Genomic DNA, 20,488 nt, shown 5'->3' with positions numbered 1-20,488 from the left:
GACGAACCGTTATCTCTTCTCGCGTCCTGCGAAGGTCACGAGGCTTTCCGCACCATTTGCGCCCACCGCCGCGACCCCGAAGAAGTGATCGTCAACCGGCACGCCCGCGACGTCGAGGCTGGTGCCGGTCGCCTCGCGCGACTGCGTCCATGCCGCTTCATCGGCGCGTCGCCAGTAGATCTTGTAGCGCGCCGCACCCGGCACCGCGCTCCACGTCACCTTCGTGTCGTAAGAAAGCGCACCGGAGATCGACGCCACCGATGGCGCCGCGGGCGCGGCGGCGAGACGCGCGATCGTCGCGACGTTGATCGCCGTGACCTTCGCCAGATAGGGGAAGTCCATTCCCTCGATCGTGTCGGCATAGACGCGCCCGTTCTCGGTGCGGACGTCCTGATGCTGGCGGTCCCAATTCTCCGCCGCGACCGAGAAGCGCACCGCCGGATAGCCTTGCTTCAGGAACGGCTCGTGATCGCCGCCGCGCCCGAAGCGGTCGGGACGGCGGTCGACGAACACGCCGAACCCGCCGGGCAGCGTCCCCGCGATCCCGTCGATCGCCTTGGCGAGTGCGCGGCTCGGGCCGTCGTCCTCGCCGCCGACGCCGCGCCGCTCGATCGCCTCGGCGAGCGATTCGCTGCTGCGGATTCCTTCGGAGAAGACGCGGACATAGCCGTCGATCGTCACCCCGCCCTGCCCGACCGTGTTGCCGACGATATCGTTGTTGAGCATCGCATCGACCTGCCACCCGCGCGCCCTGGCGGTCTCGGCGAGCAAGGTCGCGCCCCACAGTCCCTGCTCCTCGCCGGAGAAGGCGACATAGACGATATTGGCCGCGAACTTCTCCTTCGACAGGATGCGCGCCGCTTCCAGCACCAGCGCGACCCCGCTCGCGTCGTCGTTCGCGCCGGGCGCGTCGCTGGTCACGTTCATCACGTCTGTGACGCGGCTGTCGATATGCGCGCCGACGATGATGTAGCGGTTGGGATCGCTGCCCTTCTGGACGCCGAGCACGTCCTCGATCACCACGCCGTCGGGCGCGCGCGGGCCGACGAAGCGCCGCGACAGCCGCTCGGTGGAGATGCACCCGCCACACGCGCGCGACAGCGCGGCGAACTCGCCCGCCACCCAGGTGCGCGCCGCGCCGATCCCGCGCTTCGGATCGGTCGCCGACGACAGCGAGTGCCGCGTCCCGAACGACACCAGCTTCTCGACCGTCGCGCGCTGCCGCGCCTGCGACGGCGCCTCGCGCGCCATGGCGGGGGTGGCAAGAAGCAGCGGGGCGACGGCGAGCAGGAAGCGATGGTTCATCCCTCGCTTGTGGCGACGGAATCGTGCGCGCTCAAGCGATTGCGATCAACTCAGCCGGTCGATCGCCTCGGTCGACAACCCGCCGGGCACGATCATCAGCGGCACCGGCAATGTCCCGACATCCGCGGCGAAATGGTTGACCAGCGCACCGGGCGTGCCATCGGCGGCGGCACCCAGCACCAGCGCGGCGATCTGCGGGTTCTCAGCGATCATCGCGCGGATCACCTTCGGTCCGTCCCCGCTGCGCACCGTAATGGACGGGCGAACCCCGGATTCTTCGAGCAACGTGCCCGCCGCACGCGCCACCAGCCCCTCGGCATGGCGTTGCTGCTCGTCCTCGATCGTCGCCTGCACGCCCCCGAACGGGATGAACTCCTGCGGCGGCAAAAGCGCGAGGATCTCGACCCCGCCGCCGGTCTTCACCGCGCGCCGCGCCGCGAAACGCAGCGCGATCAGCGCCTCGGGCGTGTCGTCGATCACCGTCAGATAGATGCGCATCACGGCCCCCTGTTTGTGCCCGGTGTACCGCTCGCCAGCTGCCGCGCCAAGCACATGCGATCGGGCGGCGGGCTTGACCATACGGCGCGCGTCCGCAAGAGACGGGCGCCTGTCCCACGAGCCTCTCGAGGATCACGATGCCGATCGAAATCAAGATGCCTGCCCTGTCGCCGACGATGGAGGAGGGCACGCTGGCCAAATGGCTCGTGAAGGAAGGCGATACCGTCAAGGCCGGCGACATCATGGCCGAGATCGAAACCGACAAGGCGACGATGGAGTTCGAGGCGGTCGACGAGGGCGTCATCTCCAGGATCGCGGTCGCCGAGGGGTCTGACGGCGTGAAGGTCGGCACGGTCATCGCGCTGCTCCTCGCCGACGGCGAGGAAGCGGGCGAGAGCACCCCCGCCCCCGCTGCCAAGGAAAGCGAGCCCAAGCCCTCGCCCGTCGATCCGAACAAGACCGGCACCGAGGCGCAGCCCGCCAAGGAAGACGTCCGCGATCACGGCAAGCCCGCCGAGCCGACGCCGGCTCCCGCTTCCCGCCACGACGGCGACCGCGTGAAGGCGAGCCCGCTCGCGCGTCGTCTCGCCGCCGACAAGGGCGTCGACCTGTCGGGCGTGAAGGGCAGCGGCCCGAACGGCCGGATCGTCAAGGCCGATGTCGATGGTGCGCAGCCGGGCAAGGCATCCGCGCCGGCCGCCGCCGCGAGCAGCGCCGCCCCGGCCGCGTCGCCCGCTCCCGTGCCGACCCCCGCGCAGGTGCCCGATATCCCGCACGAGCTGACAAAGCTCACCAACATGCGCAAGACGATCGCGCGCCGCCTGACCGAATCGAAGCAGCAGGTGCCGCACATCTACCTCACGGTGGACGTGCAGCTCGACAAGCTGCTCAAGCTGCGCGGCGACCTCAACGCCGGGCTCGAATCGCGCGGCGTGAAGCTGTCGGTCAACGATCTGCTCATCAAGGCGCTAGCGGTCGCGCTGATCCAGGTGCCGAAGTGCAACGTGATGTTCACGCCGGACCAGCTCGTCAGCTTCAAGCGCGCCGACATCTCGGTCGCGGTGTCGACGCCCGAGGGGCTCATCACCCCGGTCATCACCGAGGCCGATACCGCCTCGCTGTCGAGCATCTCGACCCGGATGAAGGACCTTGCCGCGCGCGCCCGCGACAAGAAGCTGAAGCCGGAGGAATTCACCGGCGGCACCGCGTCGATCAGCAATATGGGCATGTTTGGGATCAAGCAATTCGAGGCGGTCATCAACCCGCCGCAGGGCATGATCCTCGCGGTCGGCGCGGGCGAGAAGCGTCCGTGGGTGCTGGGTGACGGCACGCTCGGCGTCGCGTCGATCATGTCGGCGACCGGCAGCTTCGATCACCGCGCGATCGACGGCGCGGACGGCGCGCAGCTGATGCAGGCGTTCCGCGAGCTGGTCGAGAACCCGCTGGCGATGCTCGCCTGAGGCACGGCCGCGTGGCGCAGATGGAGCTGGGCGCGGACAAGCGCGAGATCGCGTGGAGCGCGCTGTCGCTTGGGCTGACCGCGCTGGTGTTCAAGGGTGCGGCGTGGAGCTATCCGCAGGGCGCCGACACGATCTGGCTGGTCGGCGCGGCGACCTTGGTCGCGGTCGGCCTGCTCGGCGCGCGCGACATCTGGCGCGTGCGCCGCGAAGGAGCCGAGGCATGAACCCCACCGAGCCGCAACAGGCGCCGACGATCCGCGTCTCGGCGATGCCCGCCGACGCCAATGCCTATGGCGACATCTTCGGCGGCTGGCTGATGAGCCTGATGGACTCGGCCGCCGGGCTGACCGCGGCGCGGCGCGCGCGCGGACGCGCGGTGACGATCGCGATGGACGGGATGCAATTCCACGCCCCCGTCCATGTCGGCGACGAAGTATCGGTCTACGCCACGATCGAACGTGTCGGGCGGACCTCGATCGCGATCCAGGTCGAAAGCTGGGCGCGTGACCGGCACGGCGAGGAATCGCGCAAGGTCACGGAAGCACGCTTCACCTTCGTCGCGATCGACGAGGACCGCCGCCCGCGCGAAGTACCGCCGGCGACATGACCCCGGCGGCGCGCGATGATTGGTGGAAACGTCAATTCTCGCGCCTGCTGGCGGAGGAGATAAAGGGGCGCGCGCCTGCCACGCTGGAGAACAAGTGGCTACTGTTGGCGTCCCGCACGCGGCCGACCAGTCGGTGGCAAGTGACTTTCGACGTACCGGACAACATCTATCATCTTCTGGATGACGCCGACGTTCGCACCAAGAGCGCCGTCTACGCGTCCACACAATGGGCTGCGGCCCGGGAGTGGTTACATGGCTGACACCTACGACCTTATCGTTCTCGGCTCCGGCCCCGGCGGCTATGTCGCCGCGATCCGTGGCGCACAGCTCGGCCTGAAGGTCGCGATCGTCGAGCGCGAGCGGCTCGGCGGCATCTGCCTCAACTGGGGCTGCATTCCGACCAAGGCGCTGCTGCGCACGTCCGAAATCTATCACTACATGACGCATGCGGGCGATTACGGCCTCAAGGCCGAGAACATCGGCTTCGATCTCGCCAAGATCGTCGATCGCAGCCGCAAGGTGTCCGGCCAGCTCAATGCCGGCGTCAAGGGCCTGATGAAGAAGAACAAGATCACGGTGGTCGAGGGCTTCGGCACGATCACGGCCAAGGGCAAGCTCAGCGTCAAGCAGGGCAACGGCACCGTCGATCTGGAGGCCAAGCACATCCTCGTCGCGACCGGCGCGCGCGCCCGCGACCTGCCGTTCGCCAAGGCCGACGGCAAGCGCATCTGGACCTATCGTCATGCGATGGTGCCCGAGGTGATGCCGACCAAGCTGCTGGTAATCGGCTCGGGCGCGATCGGCGTCGAGTTCGCGAGCTTCTACAACGACATGGGCGCGGACGTGACGATCGTCGAGATGCTGCCGCGCATCCTGCCGGTCGAGGACGAGGAAGTCAGCGCCTTCATGGAGAAGCGCCTGACCAAGGACGGGATCAAGATCGTCACCGGTGCTGCGCTCGAGAAGATCGACACCGGTGCGGACGGCGTGAAGGCGACGATCAAGGGCAAGGATGGCAAGTCCACGACCGAGGATTACAGCCACGTCATCGTCGCGATCGGCATCGTGCCCAACACCGAGGAGATCGGGCTCGAGAAGCTCGGCGTCACCACCGAGCGCGGCCATATCAAGGTCGACGGCTTCGGCCGCACCAATGTCGAGGGCATTTACGCGATCGGCGATGTCACCGGCGCACCGTGGCTGGCGCACAAGGCGAGCCACGAGGGCATCGTCTGCGTCGAGAAGCTGGCCGGCGGCGACCCGCACCCGTTCGAGACGTGGAACATCCCAGGCTGCACCTACAGCCGCCCGCAGGTGGCGAGCGTCGGGCTGACCGAGGCGAAGGCGAAGGACGCCGGCCGCGACATCAAGGTCGGCAAATTCCCGTTCATCGGCAACGGGAAGGCGATCGCGCTCGGCGAGGCGGACGGCTTCATCAAGACCGTCTTCGACGCCAAGACCGGCGAGCTACTCGGCGCGCACATGGTCGGCGCGGAAGTCACCGAACTGATCCAGGGCTATGTCGTCGCGCGCCAGCTCGAGACGACCGAGCACGAGCTGATGGAAACGGTGTTTGCGCACCCGACGCTCAGCGAGATGATGCACGAAAGCGTGCTCGGCGCCTACGGCCGGGCGATCCACTTCTAGGCGCGACACGGTGGGCGTCGCCCTGGACGTGATCCGGGCCGACGCTTCCGATGCGGATAGAGGGCGCGTCGGCGGGCTTGGGATAGACCACTTCAGCTACGCGCCATAAACCTTCAGGTCGGTTGGAGACCTCCGGCTGAAAACAATGGTCCGTCATTGCGAGCGTAGCGAGGCAATCCAGGGCGTCCTGATCCGGCCCTGGATTGCTTCACTACGCTCGCAATGACGGACGTTCTTCATACAATGAGGGTAACCTCGGACGCCTCCATCGCAAGGCCCCAGCCGCACCTGCTCGCCGGCGCGCTGCTTTTCGCGATATCGCTGGCGCTGTTCTGGCCCGGCTTCGTCGAATTTGATACGCTGCGCCAGTATGAGCAGGTCATCTCAGGCCAGCTCGACGACTGGCATCCCCCGATCATGGTGTGGCTGTGGCAGGCGCTGTTCCCACTGAGGCATGACGCCGCCGCGCTCCTGACCGTCCAGCTTGCGGGATATTGGCTCGGGCTCTCACTGATCGCCGATGCGCTCGCCCTGACCGGTCCACGACGCGCCGGCTGGGCGATCCTCGGCGTGGGCCTGCTCCCGCCGCTGCTCGGCTGGCAGGGAGTGGTGCTCAAGGATGCGCAGATGGTCGGCGCGGCGCTCGCCGCGACCGGATTGATCGCGCGCCATCGCCTCCGCGACCGGCCGGTGCCGGCCGCAGCGGCGATCGCGGCGGGGATGCTGTTCGGCTTCGCGCTGCTGGTCCGCGCCAATGCGGTGTTCGCGCTCGCGCCGCTGATCGTCGCGCTGCTCCCGTTCCGGCGGCCGCTGGCACAGCTTGCCATCACGCTGGCAATCGTCGTCGGCGTGCTCGCCCTGTCCGGCGCGATCAATCATCGCTTGCTCGGCGCAGAGACGACGGAGGTCACCACCACCCAGCCGCGCTATGATCTCGCCGGTATCGCCGCCCGCACGCGGGCGCCGGTCGCCGGCCTTCCTGCCACCACCGGCGCGACCTTGCGCGCGGCGCATTGCGTCACGCCCTATTTCTGGGACCCGCTCGGCGACACGCCCGCCTGCGCCGCCGCGCTCGCGTCGCTCCGCACCCGCACGCCGGGCAGCCTCTATCGAACGCTCGCCACCGAGGCGATCCACCATCCGCTCGCTTATCTCGCCCAACGCGCCGCGCATCTGAACATGACGCTTCGCTGGCTCGTCGCGGCGCGGCTGCCGGGCGCGGAGCCGCCGACCGCCAGCGAGCCCAACGGCTACGGCCTGGCCAGTCCCGGTCGCGCAGCGGCGGCGTGGCAGTGGCTGGCGGCGATCGCGATCCAGACGCCGCTCGGCTGGCCGTTCGCCTGGGTTGCCGTCGCGCTCGTGCTGCTGATGGCGGCGCGGGGCACGCGCCCCGGCCCCTCACGCCGCCTCGCGCTCGGGCTGTTGGCCTCGGCACTCGCGCTGGAGGCAAGCTTCGCGGCGATCTCGATCGCGGCCGATCTGCGCTACCATCTGTGGCCGATCGTCGCGACATCGCTGGCGGCGGTCCTGCTCGTCGATCGCCGACCGACACGTCGCGCGTGGGTAAGGCTGGCGGCGCTCGCCGTGCTGCTCGGCACCCCGGCGATCGTCGCGCGTGCCGCATTCGCCACCCCGCCGCAGGAGTATGATGCGCTGCTTCAATGGACGCCGCCCGTGGCGCTGCTGCCACGCTGAGCGGAATTCGTCCGTCGCGACGCGCCTTTTTCGGCACGCGCGCGTTGTGTCGCCCGTGAAACGTTCTGCCTTCTCCGCATGAACCGGCTCGCGCCCGACGAGGCCGACGCTCGCTTCATTCGCCGCGTCCTGTGGATCGTGGTCATCGTCGCGCTCGTCGCCGCGCTGTACCTCGCGCGACACCTGCTGATCCTCGCCTTCGGGTCGATGCTGATCGCGATCGTCATCCACGCGATCGCCGAACTGTATGCGACTCGCGCGCGGCTCGGCGCAAAGCGCGCGATGACCGCGGCGATCCTGACGCTGCTCGCGTTCCTTGCCCTGCTGTTCTGGCTGTTCGGGGTCGAGTTCCGCGCGCAGGTCAACACGCTGGTGGTCGCGTTGCCGGGGCTGCTCGACCAGTTCCAAGTGTACATGTCGCAGAGCCCGGTCGGCGCGAAGGTGATCGATGCGGTACGCGCCGCCTTCGCGGGTAGCCGCGTCGCGCAGGATATCGGCGAGATCGTGCGCGGCGCGGGACAGTTGCTGCTCAACACCGTGCTGGTGCTGTTCGGCGCGATCTTCTTCGCGGTCGATCCGAAGATCTACGAGCGCGGCGTGCTGCTGCTGGTGCCGCCGTCGCGACGCGCGGCGCTGGAGGATGCGCTCGGCGATGTCGGTTCGACGCTGCTGCTGTGGCTACGCGCGCAATTGATCCAGATGACCGCGATGGGCCTGATGGTCGGGCTCGGGCTGTGGGCGGCGGGCGTGCCGTCGCCCGCGATGCTCGGACTGCTGACCGGACTCAGTGAGTTCATTCCCTATGTCGGCCCGGTGGCGGCGATGCTGCCCGCGCTGGGGCTGGCCGCGACGGCGGGCACCGATCAGTTGCTGTGGGCGCTGGGCGTGTTCGCGGCGGTGCGAATCATCCAGACCAATTTCGTGACCCCGTTCGTCACCAGCCGAGTCGTCGCGATCCCGCCGGCGCTCAGCCTGTTCGCGATCATCGGCACCGGGGCAGTGTTCGGCCTGTTCGGGCTGTTCTTCTCCGGCGGCATCCTCGTCGTCGGCTTCACGCTGGTGCGCAGCCTGTATCTGCGTGAGATGCTGGGTGAAGACATTCCGCGCTCGCGCGAACGGACGCTTTTCACCGCCATGGGAACGCCTCGTGAAGCAACCGTCGACAAGCAAAGTGAAAAAAGGGAACACTCAATTTAAGTAGCAGTTAACCTTTCTGGTTCAGATGCAGTTTGGTAAACGAACCAGACAGGCGTGACCGGACATGGTCTATCGCCGCCGACAACCGGGGAATTGCCGATGCGCGTGCTGCTGATCGAGGACGAGCCGACCACCGCCAAGGCCATCGAGCTGATGCTGTCGACGGAAGGCTTCAACGTCTACAACACCGATCTGGGCGAAGAGGGCCTCGATCTCGGCAAGCTCTACGATTACGACATCATCCTGCTCGACCTGAATCTGCCGGACATGCACGGCTATGACGTGCTCAAGAAACTGCGCGTCGCGCGCGTGCAGACTCCGGTGCTGATCCTCAGCGGCATCAACGAAATGGACTCGAAGGTGCGCAGCTTCGGCTTCGGCGCCGACGATTATGTGACGAAGCCGTTCCACCGCGAGGAACTGATCGCGCGCATCCACGCCGTCGTCCGCCGCTCCAAGGGTCATTCGCAGTCGGTCATCAAGACCGGCAAGCTGTCGGTGAATCTCGATGCCAAGACCGTCGAGGTCGACGGCGCGCGCGTCCACCTGACCGGCAAGGAATATGCGATGCTGGAGCTGCTGTCGCTCCGCAAGGGCACCACGCTGACCAAGGAAATGTTCCTCAACCACCTGTACGGCGGGATGGATGAGCCAGAGTTGAAGATCATCGACGTCTTCATCTGCAAGCTGCGCAAGAAGCTCAGCCTCGCGTGCGAGGGCGAGAATTACATCGAGACGGTCTGGGGCCGCGGCTATGTGCTGCGCGAGCCGGAAGAGGTTGTGCAGGTCGCGTGATCCTCGGATCGCTGCTCCCGACACATCTATCGTCATTGCGAGCGTAGCGAAGCCATTCAGGGCGTCCTGATCCGGCCCTGGATGGCTTTGCTACGCTCGAAATGACGGAGGCGTGATTATTGCTAACTCGGCTGAAGGCTGAGCTTTACGCCGCGTCAAGCCACCGACTGAAGTGCCACCTTCCGCCGACGCCGCAGCGTCGCCCCGAGCATTCCGAAGCCGGCGAGCATCATCATCCACGTCCGCGGCTCCGGCACCGCCGCAGTCGGGCGAAAATTGCCGGCATAGGTGTCGAGGTGCATCTCGCCGTTCTGCACCATCGTGTTGAACACCGCGCTGCCTTGGATGTAGTTGCCGGTAGTGCCCTTGGCGAGCGGCGCCAGCACCGATCCGCGCCACGCAGTAGTGACGTCCACGGTGGTCGCATCCGCGAAGTTCCAGATCACGTTGCGGCCGAGTTGATCGGCATTGCCGAGGAAATTGTCGTCCAGCTTGATCGTCGTGCCGCTGACGTTGACGATCACGGTGTCCGCACCATTGCGGTTGAACGCAATCTCGCCGAACCTCGACAGATCGCTGCCCGCCAGCGAGAAGACCGCCACGCCGTTGCTGCCCGCGACCGCGTCGAAGGTGGCACGATTGTTCGCGATCGACGCACTGCTGTTCGCCGCCAGCGCCGAGAGCCCGTTCGACAAATCGATCATCGAGCGGGTCAGCGCGTCGCGTTGGTCGATCAGCGCCTGCGTGAAGCCCGCGACCGTGGCCTGTCCCGACCTGACGGTATTCTGGTTGACGTTGGTGTTGGCGATCGTGCCGCCGACCAGTACCGTTTGCGGGTTGCCGTTGAGCGAGAAGCCGCTGGTGACGTTGCCGCCGACTGTCGCCCCACCGGTCAGGTTCTTCGTCCCGCCGGTCACGTCGCCGACCACGGTCAGCGCGGGCGTTTGCGCCGCCGAAGCCGCGGGGGTGCGGATCTGATAGTTCGACGACGTGCCGCTCAGATTGCCGCCGACGAACGTGCGCCCCTCGACCTCGGAGGAGGACTTCAGGTCGCCGAGCACGATGAGGTTCCACTCGTGCAGCGCATCCATGCCTTGGATGACGGTGGTCGCGGACGCCGGGGTCGCCGCCACCAGCGCCAGCGCCGTCGTCAGTCCTGCCTTCAATGCTGTGCGCGCCATCGAACCCGGCCCTAAAGACTTGAGCCGCGTCCGTGGCTTGCGCCACTGTGTGACGCAATGTCGTTTACCTTGTTGCCGTTCCCTGTTCGGGACATCCGGGTCTTCGGCCGTCGATCGTTGTTTGCTCGTCGATTTATCGTCGGTCGGACTTCGTCCGGGATGACGGACGGGGACAGATGCGGCGTGTCATAGCCGGTCCTAGATCCCACCCGCGGTCACCGCGGGCCCCTGCGCTTCCAGCGCGGCAGTCAGATCGGCGATGCACGCGTCGACCAGCGACTGATCGGGCGAGCGCACCACGAAATTGGCGCCGGTGCGCCCGTCGCGGAAGAATGGATAGCTGCCGATCGCCACCCCCTCATGCGCCTTTTCCGTGGCGCGCAGCAGCTCCGCGACCTCGCTTTCGGCGACCCAACAGCCGATCGTCGCGCTGACCACCGGGCGGCCGCCGTCGAGCTTTCCGGTCAGCCAGTCGAGCATCCCGGCGGTGATATGCGGCACTCCGGCCATGATGAAGATATTGCCGGCGCGAATACCCGGCGCACCTGAGACGCGGTTCTCGATCAGCGTCGCGCCCTCGGGCACGCGCGCCATCCGCCGCCGCGCATCGGTCAGCCCGCCGCGCGTCTCATAATGTCGCTCAAGCACCGCGATCGCGGCGGGATGCTCGACGACCGGCACCGCCAGCGCGGCGGCGATCGCGTCGACGGTCATGTCGTCATGCGTCGGCCCGATCCCGCCGGTCGTGAAGAGATAATCGTTGCGCACGCGCAGCGTGTTGACCGCCTCGACGATCGCGTCCTCGCGGTCGGGGACGACGCGCACCTCGACCAGCCGGATGCCCTGCACGTTGAGCCATGTCGCGAGCTGCGCGATATTCTTGTCCTGCGTGCGGCCGGACAGGATCTCGTCGCCGATCACCACCAGCGCAGCGGTCCAGATGCGTTCGGTTGTCATGCGCCTTCCCTAGCTCGCAATCGCCCGCCCGCCACGCTATATCCGCGCGCATGACCGATTATGTGACCGTCACCAGCGATGCGCCGCTCGCGCGCACCGGCGCGATCAAGCTGCACGGGCCGGATGCCTTTGCGGGGATGCACAAGGCCGGGCGACTCGCCGCCGAGACGCTCGACATGCTCGTCCCGCACATGGTGCCGGGCGTGACCACCGCCGAGATCGACAAGCTGATCTACGATTTCGTGAAGGCCGGCGGCGGCGTGCCCGCGACGCTCGGCTATCGCGGCTATACGCATTCGAGCTGCATCTCGATCAACCACGTCGTCTGCCACGGCATCCCGTCGGACAAGGCGCTGAAGTCGGGCGACATCGTCAATGTCGACGTCACGCCGATCGTGGACGGCTGGCACGGCGACACCAGCCGCATGTACCTGATCGGCGACGTGCCGCTAAAGGCGAAGCGGCTGGTCGAGGTGACGTGGGAATGCCTGATGCTCGGGATCGAGCAGGCACGCCCCGGCAACACGATGGGCGATGTCGCGCACGCGATCCAGCGCCATGCCGAGGGGCATCGCTTCGGCGTCGTGCGTGATTTCTGCGGTCATGGCGTCGGACGGCTGTTCCACGATGCGCCGGAGGTGGTGCACGTCGGCCGTCCGGGGACGGGCCCGGAGCTACGCCCGGGGATGATCTTCACGATCGAGCCGATGATCAACATCGGCCGCCCCGACGTGAAGCTGCTCGACGATGGCTGGACGGCGGTGACGCGCGACCGCTCGCTGTCGGCGCAGTTCGAACATTCGATCGGGATCACCGCAGACGGCTGCGAGATCTTCACCGGCTCGCCGGCGGGGTTCGACAAGCCGCCGTACTGACCTCGTCGGTCGGGTCAGGTCAGGTCAGGTCAGGACACGATCCGAAACGTATAGCTGTAATCGGTCGGCGTTCCGCGCACGCCGACGCGGGTGATGGTCACCGTATAGCTCACCCCCGCCTTCAACCCCGCGACATTGAACTGCAGGTTGTTGGGCACCGCATAGCCGACATTGTCGAAACTGACGTTCGATACCGTCAGCGCATTCGCCCCGTCGCTGACCGCGATCGCCGCCTTCGAGAAGTCGACCGTCGCGTTCGCGCCGCCCCGCTGCGTTGTGTCGGCGATCACCGTGAACGACAGCAGCGACGACATGTCGAAATAGCGTGCCGGATAATCGCCGTAAGGATAGGCGACGAACGGCGGCAAATTGGCCGGCACGCTCACCCCGCCAGTGAACGATACCACCTTCATCGCCGCGGCGTCGGTGCGGCTGCCGTCGGCGAGCACCTGCGCGACGCGGCCATAGGCGATCTTGCCGAGGAAAGGATCGAGCATCCAGCGGCGGTGCCCGACATTGTTGGCGACGAGGTTCGACGTCTCCGTCAACCACCCGCCGAGGTACATGTCCTCGGTGTAATAAGCGAGATACGGCGAGATCAGCCCGCCGTACAGGTTGCTGCTCCCCGCCCCCGACGCGCCGAGCGTCGTGTAGCATTTCCATGACGACGCGGGCGTGTGGCTCAGCTGTCCGTTGGCAGCCATCATCAGCGCCGCCTGCGTCGCCTGCTCGTCGTCGGCGCTCGAATAGGTGACCGCCGGCAGGCGGTGGAGTGCGCGGATCGCGTTGAGCCGCGCCAGCACATCGTCACGCACGCTTTGCACGAGCGCGCCCGGCCGGCACGCCGCGACATCCGGCTGCGCGCTGAACAGCGCCGCGGCATTGGCCGCCCAGCCGCCGCTCGGCGCGACGGGCGGCGGCATCGGTGTGGGGGTTGGGGCAGGCGTCGGTGTCGGCGTGGGCGCTGGCGTGGGGCTCGGCGTCGGGGTCGGGCTTGGCGCCGGCGTCGCTGCAGGTGCCAGTTGCACGCCGCCGGTCGGGGTGCCGCCACTCGCGCCATCGCTGCCCCCACCGCCGCAGCCCACCAGCAGCAACGACAAGGCCGGGACGGCGCCGATCCGGGAGACGCGGGAGAATCGCATCGGCATCGCATAGGGTTACCGGGTTAAGAAATGGCATCTGCCCACTAAAGCGGCAGCGACAACGACGATGCCCATTTTAGAGGCACGGAAAAGCCCGGATTTCCGCGAGTCGTTGCCTTGCCCTTCCGTGCTGCGGCTGGCACGATCGGTGCATCGATGCTGCTGGGGCATCCAAGTTTTTCGGGGTGGGGCGTTCGTCGCGTGAAGAAGATCGAAGCGATCATCAAGCCGTTCAAGCTGGACGAGGTGAAGGAGGCGCTGCACGAGATCGGCGTGTCCGGCATCACCGTCACCGAGGCGAAGGGCTTTGGCCGGCAGAAGGGCCATACCGAGCTGTACCGCGGTGCCGAATATGTCGTCGACTTCCTGCCCAAGGTGAAGCTGGAGGTGGTCGTCGAGGACGGGCTGACCGAGCGCGTGGTCGAAGCGATCGCCGCCGCCGCGCAGACCGGGCGGATCGGCGACGGCAAGATCTTCGTGATCCCGGTCGAAACCGCGCTGCGCATCCGCACCGGCGAGCGCGATAACGAAGCGATCTGATCCCCTTCTTCGCTCCGCTGTCATCGGAGCGTGCCACTTACCGCGTCTCACCCGACATTAGTCGGGGCGACGCTTATGCGAGAGAGAGCAACATCATGGCGAACACGGCCGCAGACGTTCTGAGCAAGATCAAGGACGAGGAGATCGAGTGGGTCGATCTGCGTTTCACCGATCCCAAGGGCAAGTGGCAGCATCTGACCATGGTCGCCTCGGTGATGGGCGAGGACGAATGGACCGACGGCCTGATGTTCGACGGCAGCTCGATCGAGGGCTGGAAGGCGATCAACGAGTCGGACATGATCCTGAAGCCGGATCTGGACGCGGTCTACACCGATCCCTTTTCGGCCACCCCGATGCTGATCGTGTTCTGCGACATCGTCGAGCCGTCGACCGGCGAGGGCTATAGCCGCGACCCGCGCACCACCGCGAAGCGCGCCGAGGCCTATGTCGCCACCACCGGGATCGGCGACACCGTGTACGTCGGGCCGGAAGCCGAATTCTTCATGTTCGACGACGTCCGTTTCGACACGTCGTACAACCAGTCGTACTTCAAGCTCGACGATATCGAGCTGCCGACCAACACCGGCCGCGAATATGAGGGCGGCAACATGGCGCACCGTCCGCGCGCCAAGGGCGGCTATTTCCCGGTCGCGCCGGTCGACTCGGCGGTCGACATCCGCGGCGAGATGGTCTCGACGATGATCGAGATGGGCCTGCCGTGCGACAAGCACCACCATGAGGTCGCCGCCGCGCAGCACGAGTTGGGGCTGACCTTCGGCACGCTGACCACCACCGCCGACCGGATGCAGATCTACAAATATGTCGTGCACCAGGTCGCGCACGCCTACGGCAAGTCGGCGACCTTCATGCCGAAGCCGATCAAGGAAGATAACGGCTCGGGGATGCACACGCACTTCTCGATCTGGAACGGCAAGGAGCCTTTGTTCGCGGGCAACGGCTATGCCGGGCTGAGCGACACCTGCCTGTATTTCATCGGCGGGATCATCAAGCACGCCAAGGCGATCAACGCCTTCACCAACCCGACCACCAACAGCTACAAGCGGCTGGTGCCGGGTTACGAGGCGCCGGTGCTGCTCGCCTATTCGGCGCGCAACCGCTCGGCATCGTGCCGCATCCCGTATGGCACCGGCCCGAAGAGCAAGCGCGTCGAGGTCCGCTTCCCGGACGCGATGGCCAATCCGTATCTCGCTTATGCGGCGCTGCTGATGGCGGGTCTGGATGGCATCCAGAACAAGATCCATCCGGGCGAGGCGATGGACAAGAACCTGTACGACCTGCCGCCGGCCGAGCTGGCGGAAGTGCCGACGGTCTGCGCCTCGTTGCGCGAAGCGCTCGAGTCGCTGCTGGCCGACCACGACTTCCTGCTGAAGGGCGACGTGTTCACCAAGGACCAGATCGAGGCCTATGTCGAATTGAAGTGGGCCGACGTGGCGCGCTGGGAAATGACCCCGAGCCCGGTTGAATTCGATATGTACTACAGCGCGTGAGGCTGCCGTTCCGGCAGCCGGTGCGGCTCCGCCGCACTCGCGCTGTCGGCCGGCCTCGCCGCAGGTGAGGACCGACGACGTGGCTTCGCCACGTCGCTGCCGCGATCGAGAAGGGCGTCTTCCAGACCGGAGGACGCCCTTTTTTCCATCCCGTCATCCCGGACTTGATCCGGGATCCCGCTTCTTCTTCTTCACGGCCAAGAAAAAGCGAGGCCCCGGATCAAGTCCGGGGCGACGGCGTGGAGCACGACCATCACCCTCACCTCACCCCGACAAACCCAAAGCTCACCGCGCCAAAGGCCAAATAGACTCCCCATCGCGCCCGACTCGCGTACCATCATGGACCTCAGCCACGACAATGGTCCGCGCCACCCGGGAGCCACAGCCATGTTCGCCATCGCCGCCAACGACCGCTTCGCCCCTTTCTCGATCGTCGCGATCTCGGACGCGCGGCAGAGCGAGCCGACGTGGCGGACGATGTTCGGCTGGCCGGGCAACGATCCGCGCACGATCCCGATCGCGGCCCGCTCCCGCGCCGAGCGCAAGATCTGGGCCGCGCGCGTCGATCAGGCGGTGTGCGCGGCGGATCGTCCGGTGCTGCTGGTCGCGGACGGGATCGGCTGCGCGGCGAGCGCGTGGTGGGGGCGGCTGTCGCCGAGCGACTACGTCTCGAAGATCGCCGGTGCCTTGCTGTTCGCGCCGCGCGGGGCGGAAGTAACGCGCGATGGCGACGCCGACCTGTTCGCCTCGCCGACCGCGCCCTTGCCGTTCCCGTCGATCGTCATCTCGCCGCAGGGCGATGCGGGGCAGGTCGATGCGGCGGTCGAAAGCTGGGGCAGCCGGCTGATCGCCAGCCACCGCGACCGGCATGTCGCGCGCGAGACGAATGCGTGGCGGCAGGCGCAGCGGCTGTTCCTGCGCGTGACGCATCAGGTCGCGGCGCACGAGGTCGGCCGCGCCGAGGCGTTGATCGGGCGGTAGGTTCGTTTAGGCGGTCGAGCGTAGAGCGCTACGTCCCCACCTCCCTCCGTCGCCCCTGCGCAGGCAGGGGCCCATGTCTGTGTCGTCCTGACCGGACATCTGCCACGATTAGCGCCGCCCCGTTTGTCGACGTAAGCGTATGACGAAACAGATAGGCCCCTGCCTGCGCAGGGGCGACGGCGTGTGAGGATGCCTCGCCCGCTGCTAATGACCTAGGAAGTTCGTCATTGCGAGCGGAGCGAAGCAATCTAGGGCCGGATCAGGACGGCCTGTATCGCCTCGCTCCGCTCTCAACCACGAGAACGCCTACCGCCGCACGTCCAGCCCGCCGGCAAGGAACGCGTCGACATCCCCCTGCCGGAACAACGCTGCATCCCCCGGCAACGAATGCTTGAGCGCCGCCAGCGCCAGCCCGGTCTCCGCCGCCGCCGCAATCCCCTGCCCGTTGAGCAAGGCGTGCAGCACCCCGGCCGCGAAGGCGTCGCCGCCGCCGATCCGGTCGACGATCCCCGCGAGCACCGTCTCTGGCGTCTGCGCATGATCGTCGCGCGTGTCGATCCGCGCCGACAGCCGATTGAGATCGACATGCTCGACATGCCGCGCGGTCGAGGCGATCGTCATCAGCGTCGGGAAGCGCGCAAACGCCGCCTCCGCCGCCGCGCGCCGCCGATCCTCGCCCTCGCCGCCAAAATCGTCGCGGCCCAGCAGCAGCGCGATGTCGCGATGGTTGCCGAACATCAGGTCGGCATGTTCGACGATCCGCGTCAGGATGCCGCGCGGATCGCTGTCCCAGCGCGCCCACAATTTGCCGCGCCAATTGCCGTCGAACGACACCGCGACGCCGCGCGCGCTCGCCGCCTCGGCCGCGCGACACGCGCTCTCGGCGGGCACCGGCCCCAGCGCCGGGGTGATCCCCGACAGATGCAGCCGCGTCACGCCATCAAGGATCGCATCCCAATCCCACGCACGCACCGGTGCCTCGGCGAACGACGATCCGGCGCGGTCGTAGATCACCTCGGTCGCACGCATCCCCGCGCCGGAGGTGACGAAATACAGCCCCATCCGCTCGCCGCCGGTCTGCAGGTGCCGCACGTCGACGCCATGCCCGCGCAAGGTCGTGATCGCGCTCTGCCCGAGGTCGTTGTCGGGCACGCGGCTGACGATGCCGACGTCATGGCCGAGCTTCGCCAGCTGCGTGACGACATTCGCCTCCGCACCCGCCACCCACACGTCGAAGCGCGGCGTCTGCATCAGCAATTCGCGTCCGGGTGGCGAGAGCCGGAGCATGATCTCGCCGAACGCCAGGAACTTGCCCATCACTTTTGCTCCACCAGATCGACCAGCGTCGCACGCTCGGCCTCGTCGGCCTGCCAGCGCGCCGCGAACTTGCCGCCCGCACCGAACAGCGCATCGACCATCCCGCGCGCATCGTTCGCGCGCCACAAGGCCGCCAGTTCCTCCGCCATCGGATCGTTGACCGGCCCCGCCTCGCCGCGCAGATGCCGCAGCCATCCCGCCAGCGCGGTCAGCGTCGCGGTGCAATCGACGCCACGCGCGCGGTTGATCGTCAGCGCCTCCAGCCAGCGCGGCCCGACCTTCTGCGACCCGTCGGTGGCGATCTGCGCCAACCGGTGCGCAAGCGACGAGTTGGCGAAGCGCGCCAGCAGCGCATCGGCATAGCCGCGCAGATCCTGACCGGGCGCAGCATCGAGACTCGCCGCCGCCTCGTCGCGCATCAACCGCTCGACCACCGGACGCACCGCCGCGTCGGCGATCGCCTGATGCACATAGTCATGCCCCGCGCCGAGCCCGAGATAGGCGAGCGCCGAATGCGCACCGTTGAGCATCCGCAGCTTGGCGGTTTCATAGGGTCGCACATCCGCGACGAACTGCGCACCGCCCACGTCCCAGCGCGGACGGTCGGTGGCGAAACGATCCTCGATCACCCATTGCCGGAACGGCTCGGTCACCACCGCGCCCTCGTCGCGCATCCCGAGCCGCGCCTCGATCGCGTCGAGGTCGGCGGTGGTGGTGGCGGGGACGATCCGGTCGACCATCGTCGACGGACACGCCCACTCGCGCTCGAACCAGTCGCGCGCCGCGCCGTCGAGCAACGCCGCCACGCCGTCGCGCAGCACATGGCCGTTGTCGGTCATGTTGTCGCAGCTGACCAGCGTCATCGGCCCGACGCCCGCGGCATGGCGATCGCGCACCGCCTGCGACAGATAATGGTAGATCGTGCCGCCCGCCGCCGCGACCGAAGTTGTGTCGATCCCACCGCCGGGCAGCCGGTGATAGCCTTTCTCGGTGACGGTCAGCGTCACGATCCGCGTCGCGGGCGCGGCCAGCGCCGCCGCCACCGCGTCGGGCCCGTCTGGCGCGACCAGCACCTCGCGCACCGCCCCGATCAGCCGCAGCCGCTCGCCGTCCGCGTCGCGGGTCGCGACCGTGTAGAGCCCGTCCTGGGCCGCGAGCTGCTCGTGGACCTGCCGCGAGCGCAGCGACACGCCGGTGATCGCCCAGTCACGGTCGCCGGCCGCCATCGCGTCGTCGGTATAGACCGCCTGATGCGCGCGGTGGAACGCCCCGATGCCGAGATGCACGATCCCGCGCGCCTGTTCGGTGCGCGCATAGCCGGGCTGCGCCACATCGCCGGGCAGCGCGGCGCGGGTCGCGTCGGAGAGCCTCACAGCTTGTACGCCTTGCGCACCAGCCCGTCGGTCAGCTCATGCGCCAGCTCGACCGCTTCCCAATCCTCGATCCGATGCTCGGCGACCAGCCGCGCGAGGAACGCGCAATCAACGCGCCGCGCAACATCGTGCCGCGCCGGGATCGACAGGAACGCGCGCGTGTCGTCGTTGAAGCCGACCGTGTTGTAGAAGCCGGCGGTCTCGGTGGTCAGCTCGCGATAGCGGCGCATCCCCTCGGGCGAGTCGTGGAACCACCATGCCGGCCCCAGCTTGAGGCACGGATAATGGCCCGCCATCGGTGCCAGCTCGCGCGCATAGACGCTCTCGTCGAGCGTGAAGAGGATGATCGTCAGGTCGCGCTCGTTGCCGACCACGTCGAGCATCGGTTGCAGCGCGCGGGTATATTCGGTGCGCACCGGAATGTCGGCGCCCTTGTCGCGCCCGTGGCTCGCGAACAGCCCGGCATTGTGGTTGCGGTACGAGCCGGGGTGGATCTGCATCACCATCCCGTCCGCGACGCTCATCTTCGCCATTTCGGTGAGCATCTGCGCGCGGAACAGCTCGGCATCGGCGGCGTCCCACGTGCCGCCGACGATCTTCGCGAATAGCGCCTCACATTCGGCGGTCGACAGATTGGCGGTCTGCGCGGTGGCGTGGCCGTGATCGGTCGCGGTCGCCCCGGCGGCGCGGAAGTCGGCACGACGCTTGCGGTGCGCGGCCAGATAGCCAGACCAGCTGTGCACGTCCTCGCCGGTCAGCGCCGCGAATTTCTCCATCGCGCCTGTGAACTGCTCATGCTCGACGTCGATCACGCCATCGGGGCGATAGGTGGTGACCACGCGACCCTTCCAGCCGGAGGCGCGGATCGCGTGATGCGCGTCGAGGCTGTCATGCGCACCTTCGGTGGTGGCGAGGAAATCGATTCGGAAGCGGTCGAACAACGCGCGGGGGCGGAAGTCGTCTCCGGCCAGCCGCGCGTTGATCGTGTCGAAATAGAGATCGGCGGTTTCGGCATCCAGCCGCACGTCGAACCCGAACACCTCGGCGAAGACGTGATCCAGCCACAGTCGCGACGGGGTGCCGCGGAACAGGTCGTAATGCGTGGCGAACAGCTTCCACGCCGCGCGCGGATCGGTGGCAGGCGCGCCACCACGATGCGGGATCCGCAGGTCGTCGAGCGCGATCCCCTGCGAATAGAGCATCCGGAACACATAATGATCGGGCGCCAGCAGCAGCGTCGTCGCATTGTCCCATTTGGCGTCGGTCGCGAACCACGTCGGATCGGTATGGCCGTGTGGGCTGACGATCGGCAGCGCGCCGATCTCGGCATAGAGCGCGCGCGCGATGTCGCGGGTCGTTGGATCGGCGGGAAACAGCCGGTCGGGGTGGAGTTCGAGCGGTCGGGTCATC

Annotated in this window: 20 protein-coding genes; 12 read left to right on the top strand and 8 right to left on the bottom strand. The window is 67.5% G+C overall.

Annotation, left to right across the window (positions count from 1 at the left end):
* Nucleotides 1-9: 9 nt before the first annotated feature.
* Together PGN12_08455 and PGN12_08450 are read right to left on the bottom strand one after the other, a co-directional pair.
* A complete protein-coding gene (locus PGN12_08455) occupies nt 10-1,305 on the bottom strand; it encodes a M20/M25/M40 family metallo-hydrolase (GenBank protein ID MEH3103924.1) in 1,296 nt (431 codons plus the stop codon).
* Between the two features lie 45 nt (nt 1,306-1,350).
* On the bottom strand, nt 1,351-1,803 hold the full coding sequence (locus tag PGN12_08450; GenBank protein MEH3103923.1) for a universal stress protein: 453 nt from the start codon (nt 1,801-1,803) through the stop codon (nt 1,351-1,353).
* A 137-nt stretch (nt 1,804-1,940) separates the two neighbouring features.
* On the opposite strand from PGN12_08450, the gene PGN12_08445 reads away from it, so the two are divergent.
* The 8 genes from PGN12_08445 to PGN12_08410 all read left to right on the top strand — a co-directional run bounded on the left by PGN12_08445 (nt 1,941) and on the right by PGN12_08410 (nt 9,204).
* Nucleotides 1,941-3,263, top strand: a complete 1,323-nt coding sequence (locus tag PGN12_08445) for a pyruvate dehydrogenase complex dihydrolipoamide acetyltransferase (protein ID MEH3103922.1) — start codon at nt 1,941-1,943, stop codon at nt 3,261-3,263.
* An 11-nt stretch (nt 3,264-3,274) separates the two neighbouring features.
* Entirely contained in the window at nt 3,275-3,487 is a 213-nt protein-coding gene (locus PGN12_08440; GenBank protein MEH3103921.1) for a hypothetical protein, read from the top strand.
* Nucleotides 3,484-3,870, top strand: a complete 387-nt coding sequence (locus PGN12_08435) for an acyl-CoA thioesterase (GenBank protein ID MEH3103920.1) — start codon at nt 3,484-3,486, stop codon at nt 3,868-3,870. The genes PGN12_08440 and PGN12_08435 overlap by 4 nt, the downstream gene beginning before the upstream one ends.
* A complete protein-coding gene (locus PGN12_08430) occupies nt 3,867-4,130 on the top strand; it encodes a hypothetical protein (protein MEH3103919.1) in 264 nt (87 codons plus the stop codon). Before PGN12_08435 ends, PGN12_08430 begins: the two co-directional genes overlap by 4 nt.
* Nucleotides 4,123-5,517 (top strand): dihydrolipoyl dehydrogenase, encoded by a 1,395-nt coding sequence (gene lpdA, locus PGN12_08425; GenBank protein MEH3103918.1) that lies wholly within the window; start codon nt 4,123-4,125, stop codon nt 5,515-5,517. The genes PGN12_08430 and lpdA overlap by 8 nt, the downstream gene beginning before the upstream one ends.
* 243 nt (nt 5,518-5,760) lie before the next feature.
* On the top strand, nt 5,761-7,212 hold the full coding sequence (locus PGN12_08420) for a hypothetical protein (protein ID MEH3103917.1): 1,452 nt from the start codon (nt 5,761-5,763) through the stop codon (nt 7,210-7,212).
* Between the two features lie 78 nt (nt 7,213-7,290).
* Nucleotides 7,291-8,409, top strand: coding sequence for an AI-2E family transporter (locus PGN12_08415; protein MEH3103916.1), 1,119 nt, complete (start codon nt 7,291-7,293; stop codon nt 8,407-8,409).
* 99 nt (nt 8,410-8,508) lie between these two features.
* On the top strand, nt 8,509-9,204 hold the full coding sequence (locus tag PGN12_08410; GenBank protein MEH3103915.1) for a response regulator transcription factor: 696 nt from the start codon (nt 8,509-8,511) through the stop codon (nt 9,202-9,204).
* Nucleotides 9,205-9,359: 155 nt separating this feature from the next.
* Here the strand turns inward: PGN12_08410 and PGN12_08405 are convergent, their stop codons facing one another.
* Both PGN12_08405 and PGN12_08400 read right to left on the bottom strand, forming a co-directional pair.
* Nucleotides 9,360-10,385 carry a choice-of-anchor A family protein gene (locus PGN12_08405; GenBank protein MEH3103914.1) on the bottom strand — a complete coding sequence of 342 codons (1,026 nt, stop codon included), beginning with the start codon at nt 10,383-10,385 and terminating at the stop codon, nt 9,360-9,362.
* Between the two features lie 198 nt (nt 10,386-10,583).
* Entirely contained in the window at nt 10,584-11,342 is a 759-nt protein-coding gene (locus PGN12_08400; GenBank protein MEH3103913.1) for a molybdopterin-binding protein, read from the bottom strand.
* A gap of 50 nt (nt 11,343-11,392) precedes the next feature.
* On the opposite strand from PGN12_08400, the gene map reads away from it, so the two are divergent.
* Nucleotides 11,393-12,217 (top strand): type I methionyl aminopeptidase, encoded by an 825-nt coding sequence (map, locus tag PGN12_08395; GenBank protein ID MEH3103912.1) that lies wholly within the window; start codon nt 11,393-11,395, stop codon nt 12,215-12,217.
* Between the two features lie 29 nt (nt 12,218-12,246).
* Here map and PGN12_08390 read toward each other — a convergent pair whose 3' ends face one another.
* Nucleotides 12,247-13,359: a CAP domain-containing protein gene (locus PGN12_08390; GenBank protein MEH3103911.1), complete on the bottom strand. Its 1,113-nt coding sequence runs from the start codon at nt 13,357-13,359 to the stop codon at nt 12,247-12,249.
* Nucleotides 13,360-13,560: 201 nt separating this feature from the next.
* Here PGN12_08390 and PGN12_08385 point away from each other — a divergent pair, with 201 nt between their 5' ends.
* The 3 genes from PGN12_08385 (at nt 13,561) to PGN12_08375 (ending at nt 16,388) form a co-directional block, all read left to right on the top strand.
* The gene (locus PGN12_08385; protein ID MEH3103910.1) at nt 13,561-13,899 is read left to right on the top strand and encodes a P-II family nitrogen regulator; all 339 of its coding nucleotides are present in this window, start codon (nt 13,561-13,563) and stop codon (nt 13,897-13,899) included.
* A gap of 95 nt (nt 13,900-13,994) precedes the next feature.
* Nucleotides 13,995-15,407, top strand: coding sequence for a type I glutamate--ammonia ligase (gene glnA, locus PGN12_08380; protein ID MEH3103909.1), 1,413 nt, complete (start codon nt 13,995-13,997; stop codon nt 15,405-15,407).
* A gap of 387 nt (nt 15,408-15,794) precedes the next feature.
* A complete protein-coding gene (locus PGN12_08375; protein MEH3103908.1) occupies nt 15,795-16,388 on the top strand; it encodes an alpha/beta hydrolase in 594 nt (197 codons plus the stop codon).
* Nucleotides 16,389-16,694: 306 nt separating this feature from the next.
* On the opposite strand, the gene PGN12_08370 is transcribed toward PGN12_08375, so the two are convergent.
* The 3 genes from PGN12_08370 to uxaC are packed head-to-tail and all read right to left on the bottom strand — an operon-like array spanning nt 16,695 to nt 20,487.
* A complete protein-coding gene (locus tag PGN12_08370; GenBank protein ID MEH3103907.1) occupies nt 16,695-17,705 on the bottom strand; it encodes a sugar kinase in 1,011 nt (336 codons plus the stop codon).
* The gene (locus tag PGN12_08365; GenBank protein MEH3103906.1) at nt 17,705-19,078 is read right to left on the bottom strand and encodes a mannitol dehydrogenase family protein; all 1,374 of its coding nucleotides are present in this window, start codon (nt 19,076-19,078) and stop codon (nt 17,705-17,707) included. The genes PGN12_08370 and PGN12_08365 overlap by 1 nt, the downstream gene beginning before the upstream one ends.
* Nucleotides 19,075-20,487, bottom strand: a complete 1,413-nt coding sequence (uxaC, locus tag PGN12_08360; protein MEH3103905.1) for a glucuronate isomerase — start codon at nt 20,485-20,487, stop codon at nt 19,075-19,077. Before uxaC ends, PGN12_08365 begins: the two co-directional genes overlap by 4 nt.
* Nucleotide 20,488 lies beyond the last annotated feature (1 nt).

Source organism: Sphingomonas phyllosphaerae (genome assembly GCA_036946405.1).
GTDB classification, from domain to species: domain Bacteria; phylum Pseudomonadota; class Alphaproteobacteria; order Sphingomonadales; family Sphingomonadaceae; genus Sphingomonas; species Sphingomonas phyllosphaerae_D.
The sequence above is the reverse complement of the archived record's forward strand: the minus strand, read 5'-3'. Positions and strand labels throughout refer to the sequence as shown.

Coding starts and splice junctions, on each gene's coding strand:
- PGN12_08455 (MEH3103924.1), bottom strand. CDS start 1,305: ATGAACCATCGCTTCCTGCTCGCCGTCGCCCCGCTGCTTCTTGCCACC.
- PGN12_08450 (MEH3103923.1), bottom strand. CDS start 1,803: ATGCGCATCTATCTGACGGTGATCGACGACACGCCCGAGGCGCTGATC.
- PGN12_08445 (MEH3103922.1), top strand. CDS start 1,941: ATGCCGATCGAAATCAAGATGCCTGCCCTGTCGCCGACGATGGAGGAG.
- PGN12_08435 (MEH3103920.1), top strand. CDS start 3,484: ATGAACCCCACCGAGCCGCAACAGGCGCCGACGATCCGCGTCTCGGCG.
- PGN12_08430 (MEH3103919.1), top strand. CDS start 3,867: ATGACCCCGGCGGCGCGCGATGATTGGTGGAAACGTCAATTCTCGCGC.
- lpdA (MEH3103918.1), top strand. CDS start 4,123: ATGGCTGACACCTACGACCTTATCGTTCTCGGCTCCGGCCCCGGCGGC.
- PGN12_08420 (MEH3103917.1), top strand. CDS start 5,761: ATGAGGGTAACCTCGGACGCCTCCATCGCAAGGCCCCAGCCGCACCTG.
- PGN12_08415 (MEH3103916.1), top strand. CDS start 7,291: ATGAACCGGCTCGCGCCCGACGAGGCCGACGCTCGCTTCATTCGCCGC.
- PGN12_08410 (MEH3103915.1), top strand. CDS start 8,509: ATGCGCGTGCTGCTGATCGAGGACGAGCCGACCACCGCCAAGGCCATC.
- PGN12_08405 (MEH3103914.1), bottom strand. CDS start 10,385: ATGGCGCGCACAGCATTGAAGGCAGGACTGACGACGGCGCTGGCGCTG.
- PGN12_08400 (MEH3103913.1), bottom strand. CDS start 11,342: ATGACAACCGAACGCATCTGGACCGCTGCGCTGGTGGTGATCGGCGAC.
- map (MEH3103912.1), top strand. CDS start 11,393: ATGACCGATTATGTGACCGTCACCAGCGATGCGCCGCTCGCGCGCACC.
- PGN12_08390 (MEH3103911.1), bottom strand. CDS start 13,359: ATGCGATTCTCCCGCGTCTCCCGGATCGGCGCCGTCCCGGCCTTGTCG.
- glnA (MEH3103909.1), top strand. CDS start 13,995: ATGGCGAACACGGCCGCAGACGTTCTGAGCAAGATCAAGGACGAGGAG.
- PGN12_08375 (MEH3103908.1), top strand. CDS start 15,795: ATGTTCGCCATCGCCGCCAACGACCGCTTCGCCCCTTTCTCGATCGTC.
- PGN12_08370 (MEH3103907.1), bottom strand. CDS start 17,705: ATGGGCAAGTTCCTGGCGTTCGGCGAGATCATGCTCCGGCTCTCGCCA.
- uxaC (MEH3103905.1), bottom strand. CDS start 20,487: ATGACCCGACCGCTCGAACTCCACCCCGACCGGCTGTTTCCCGCCGAT.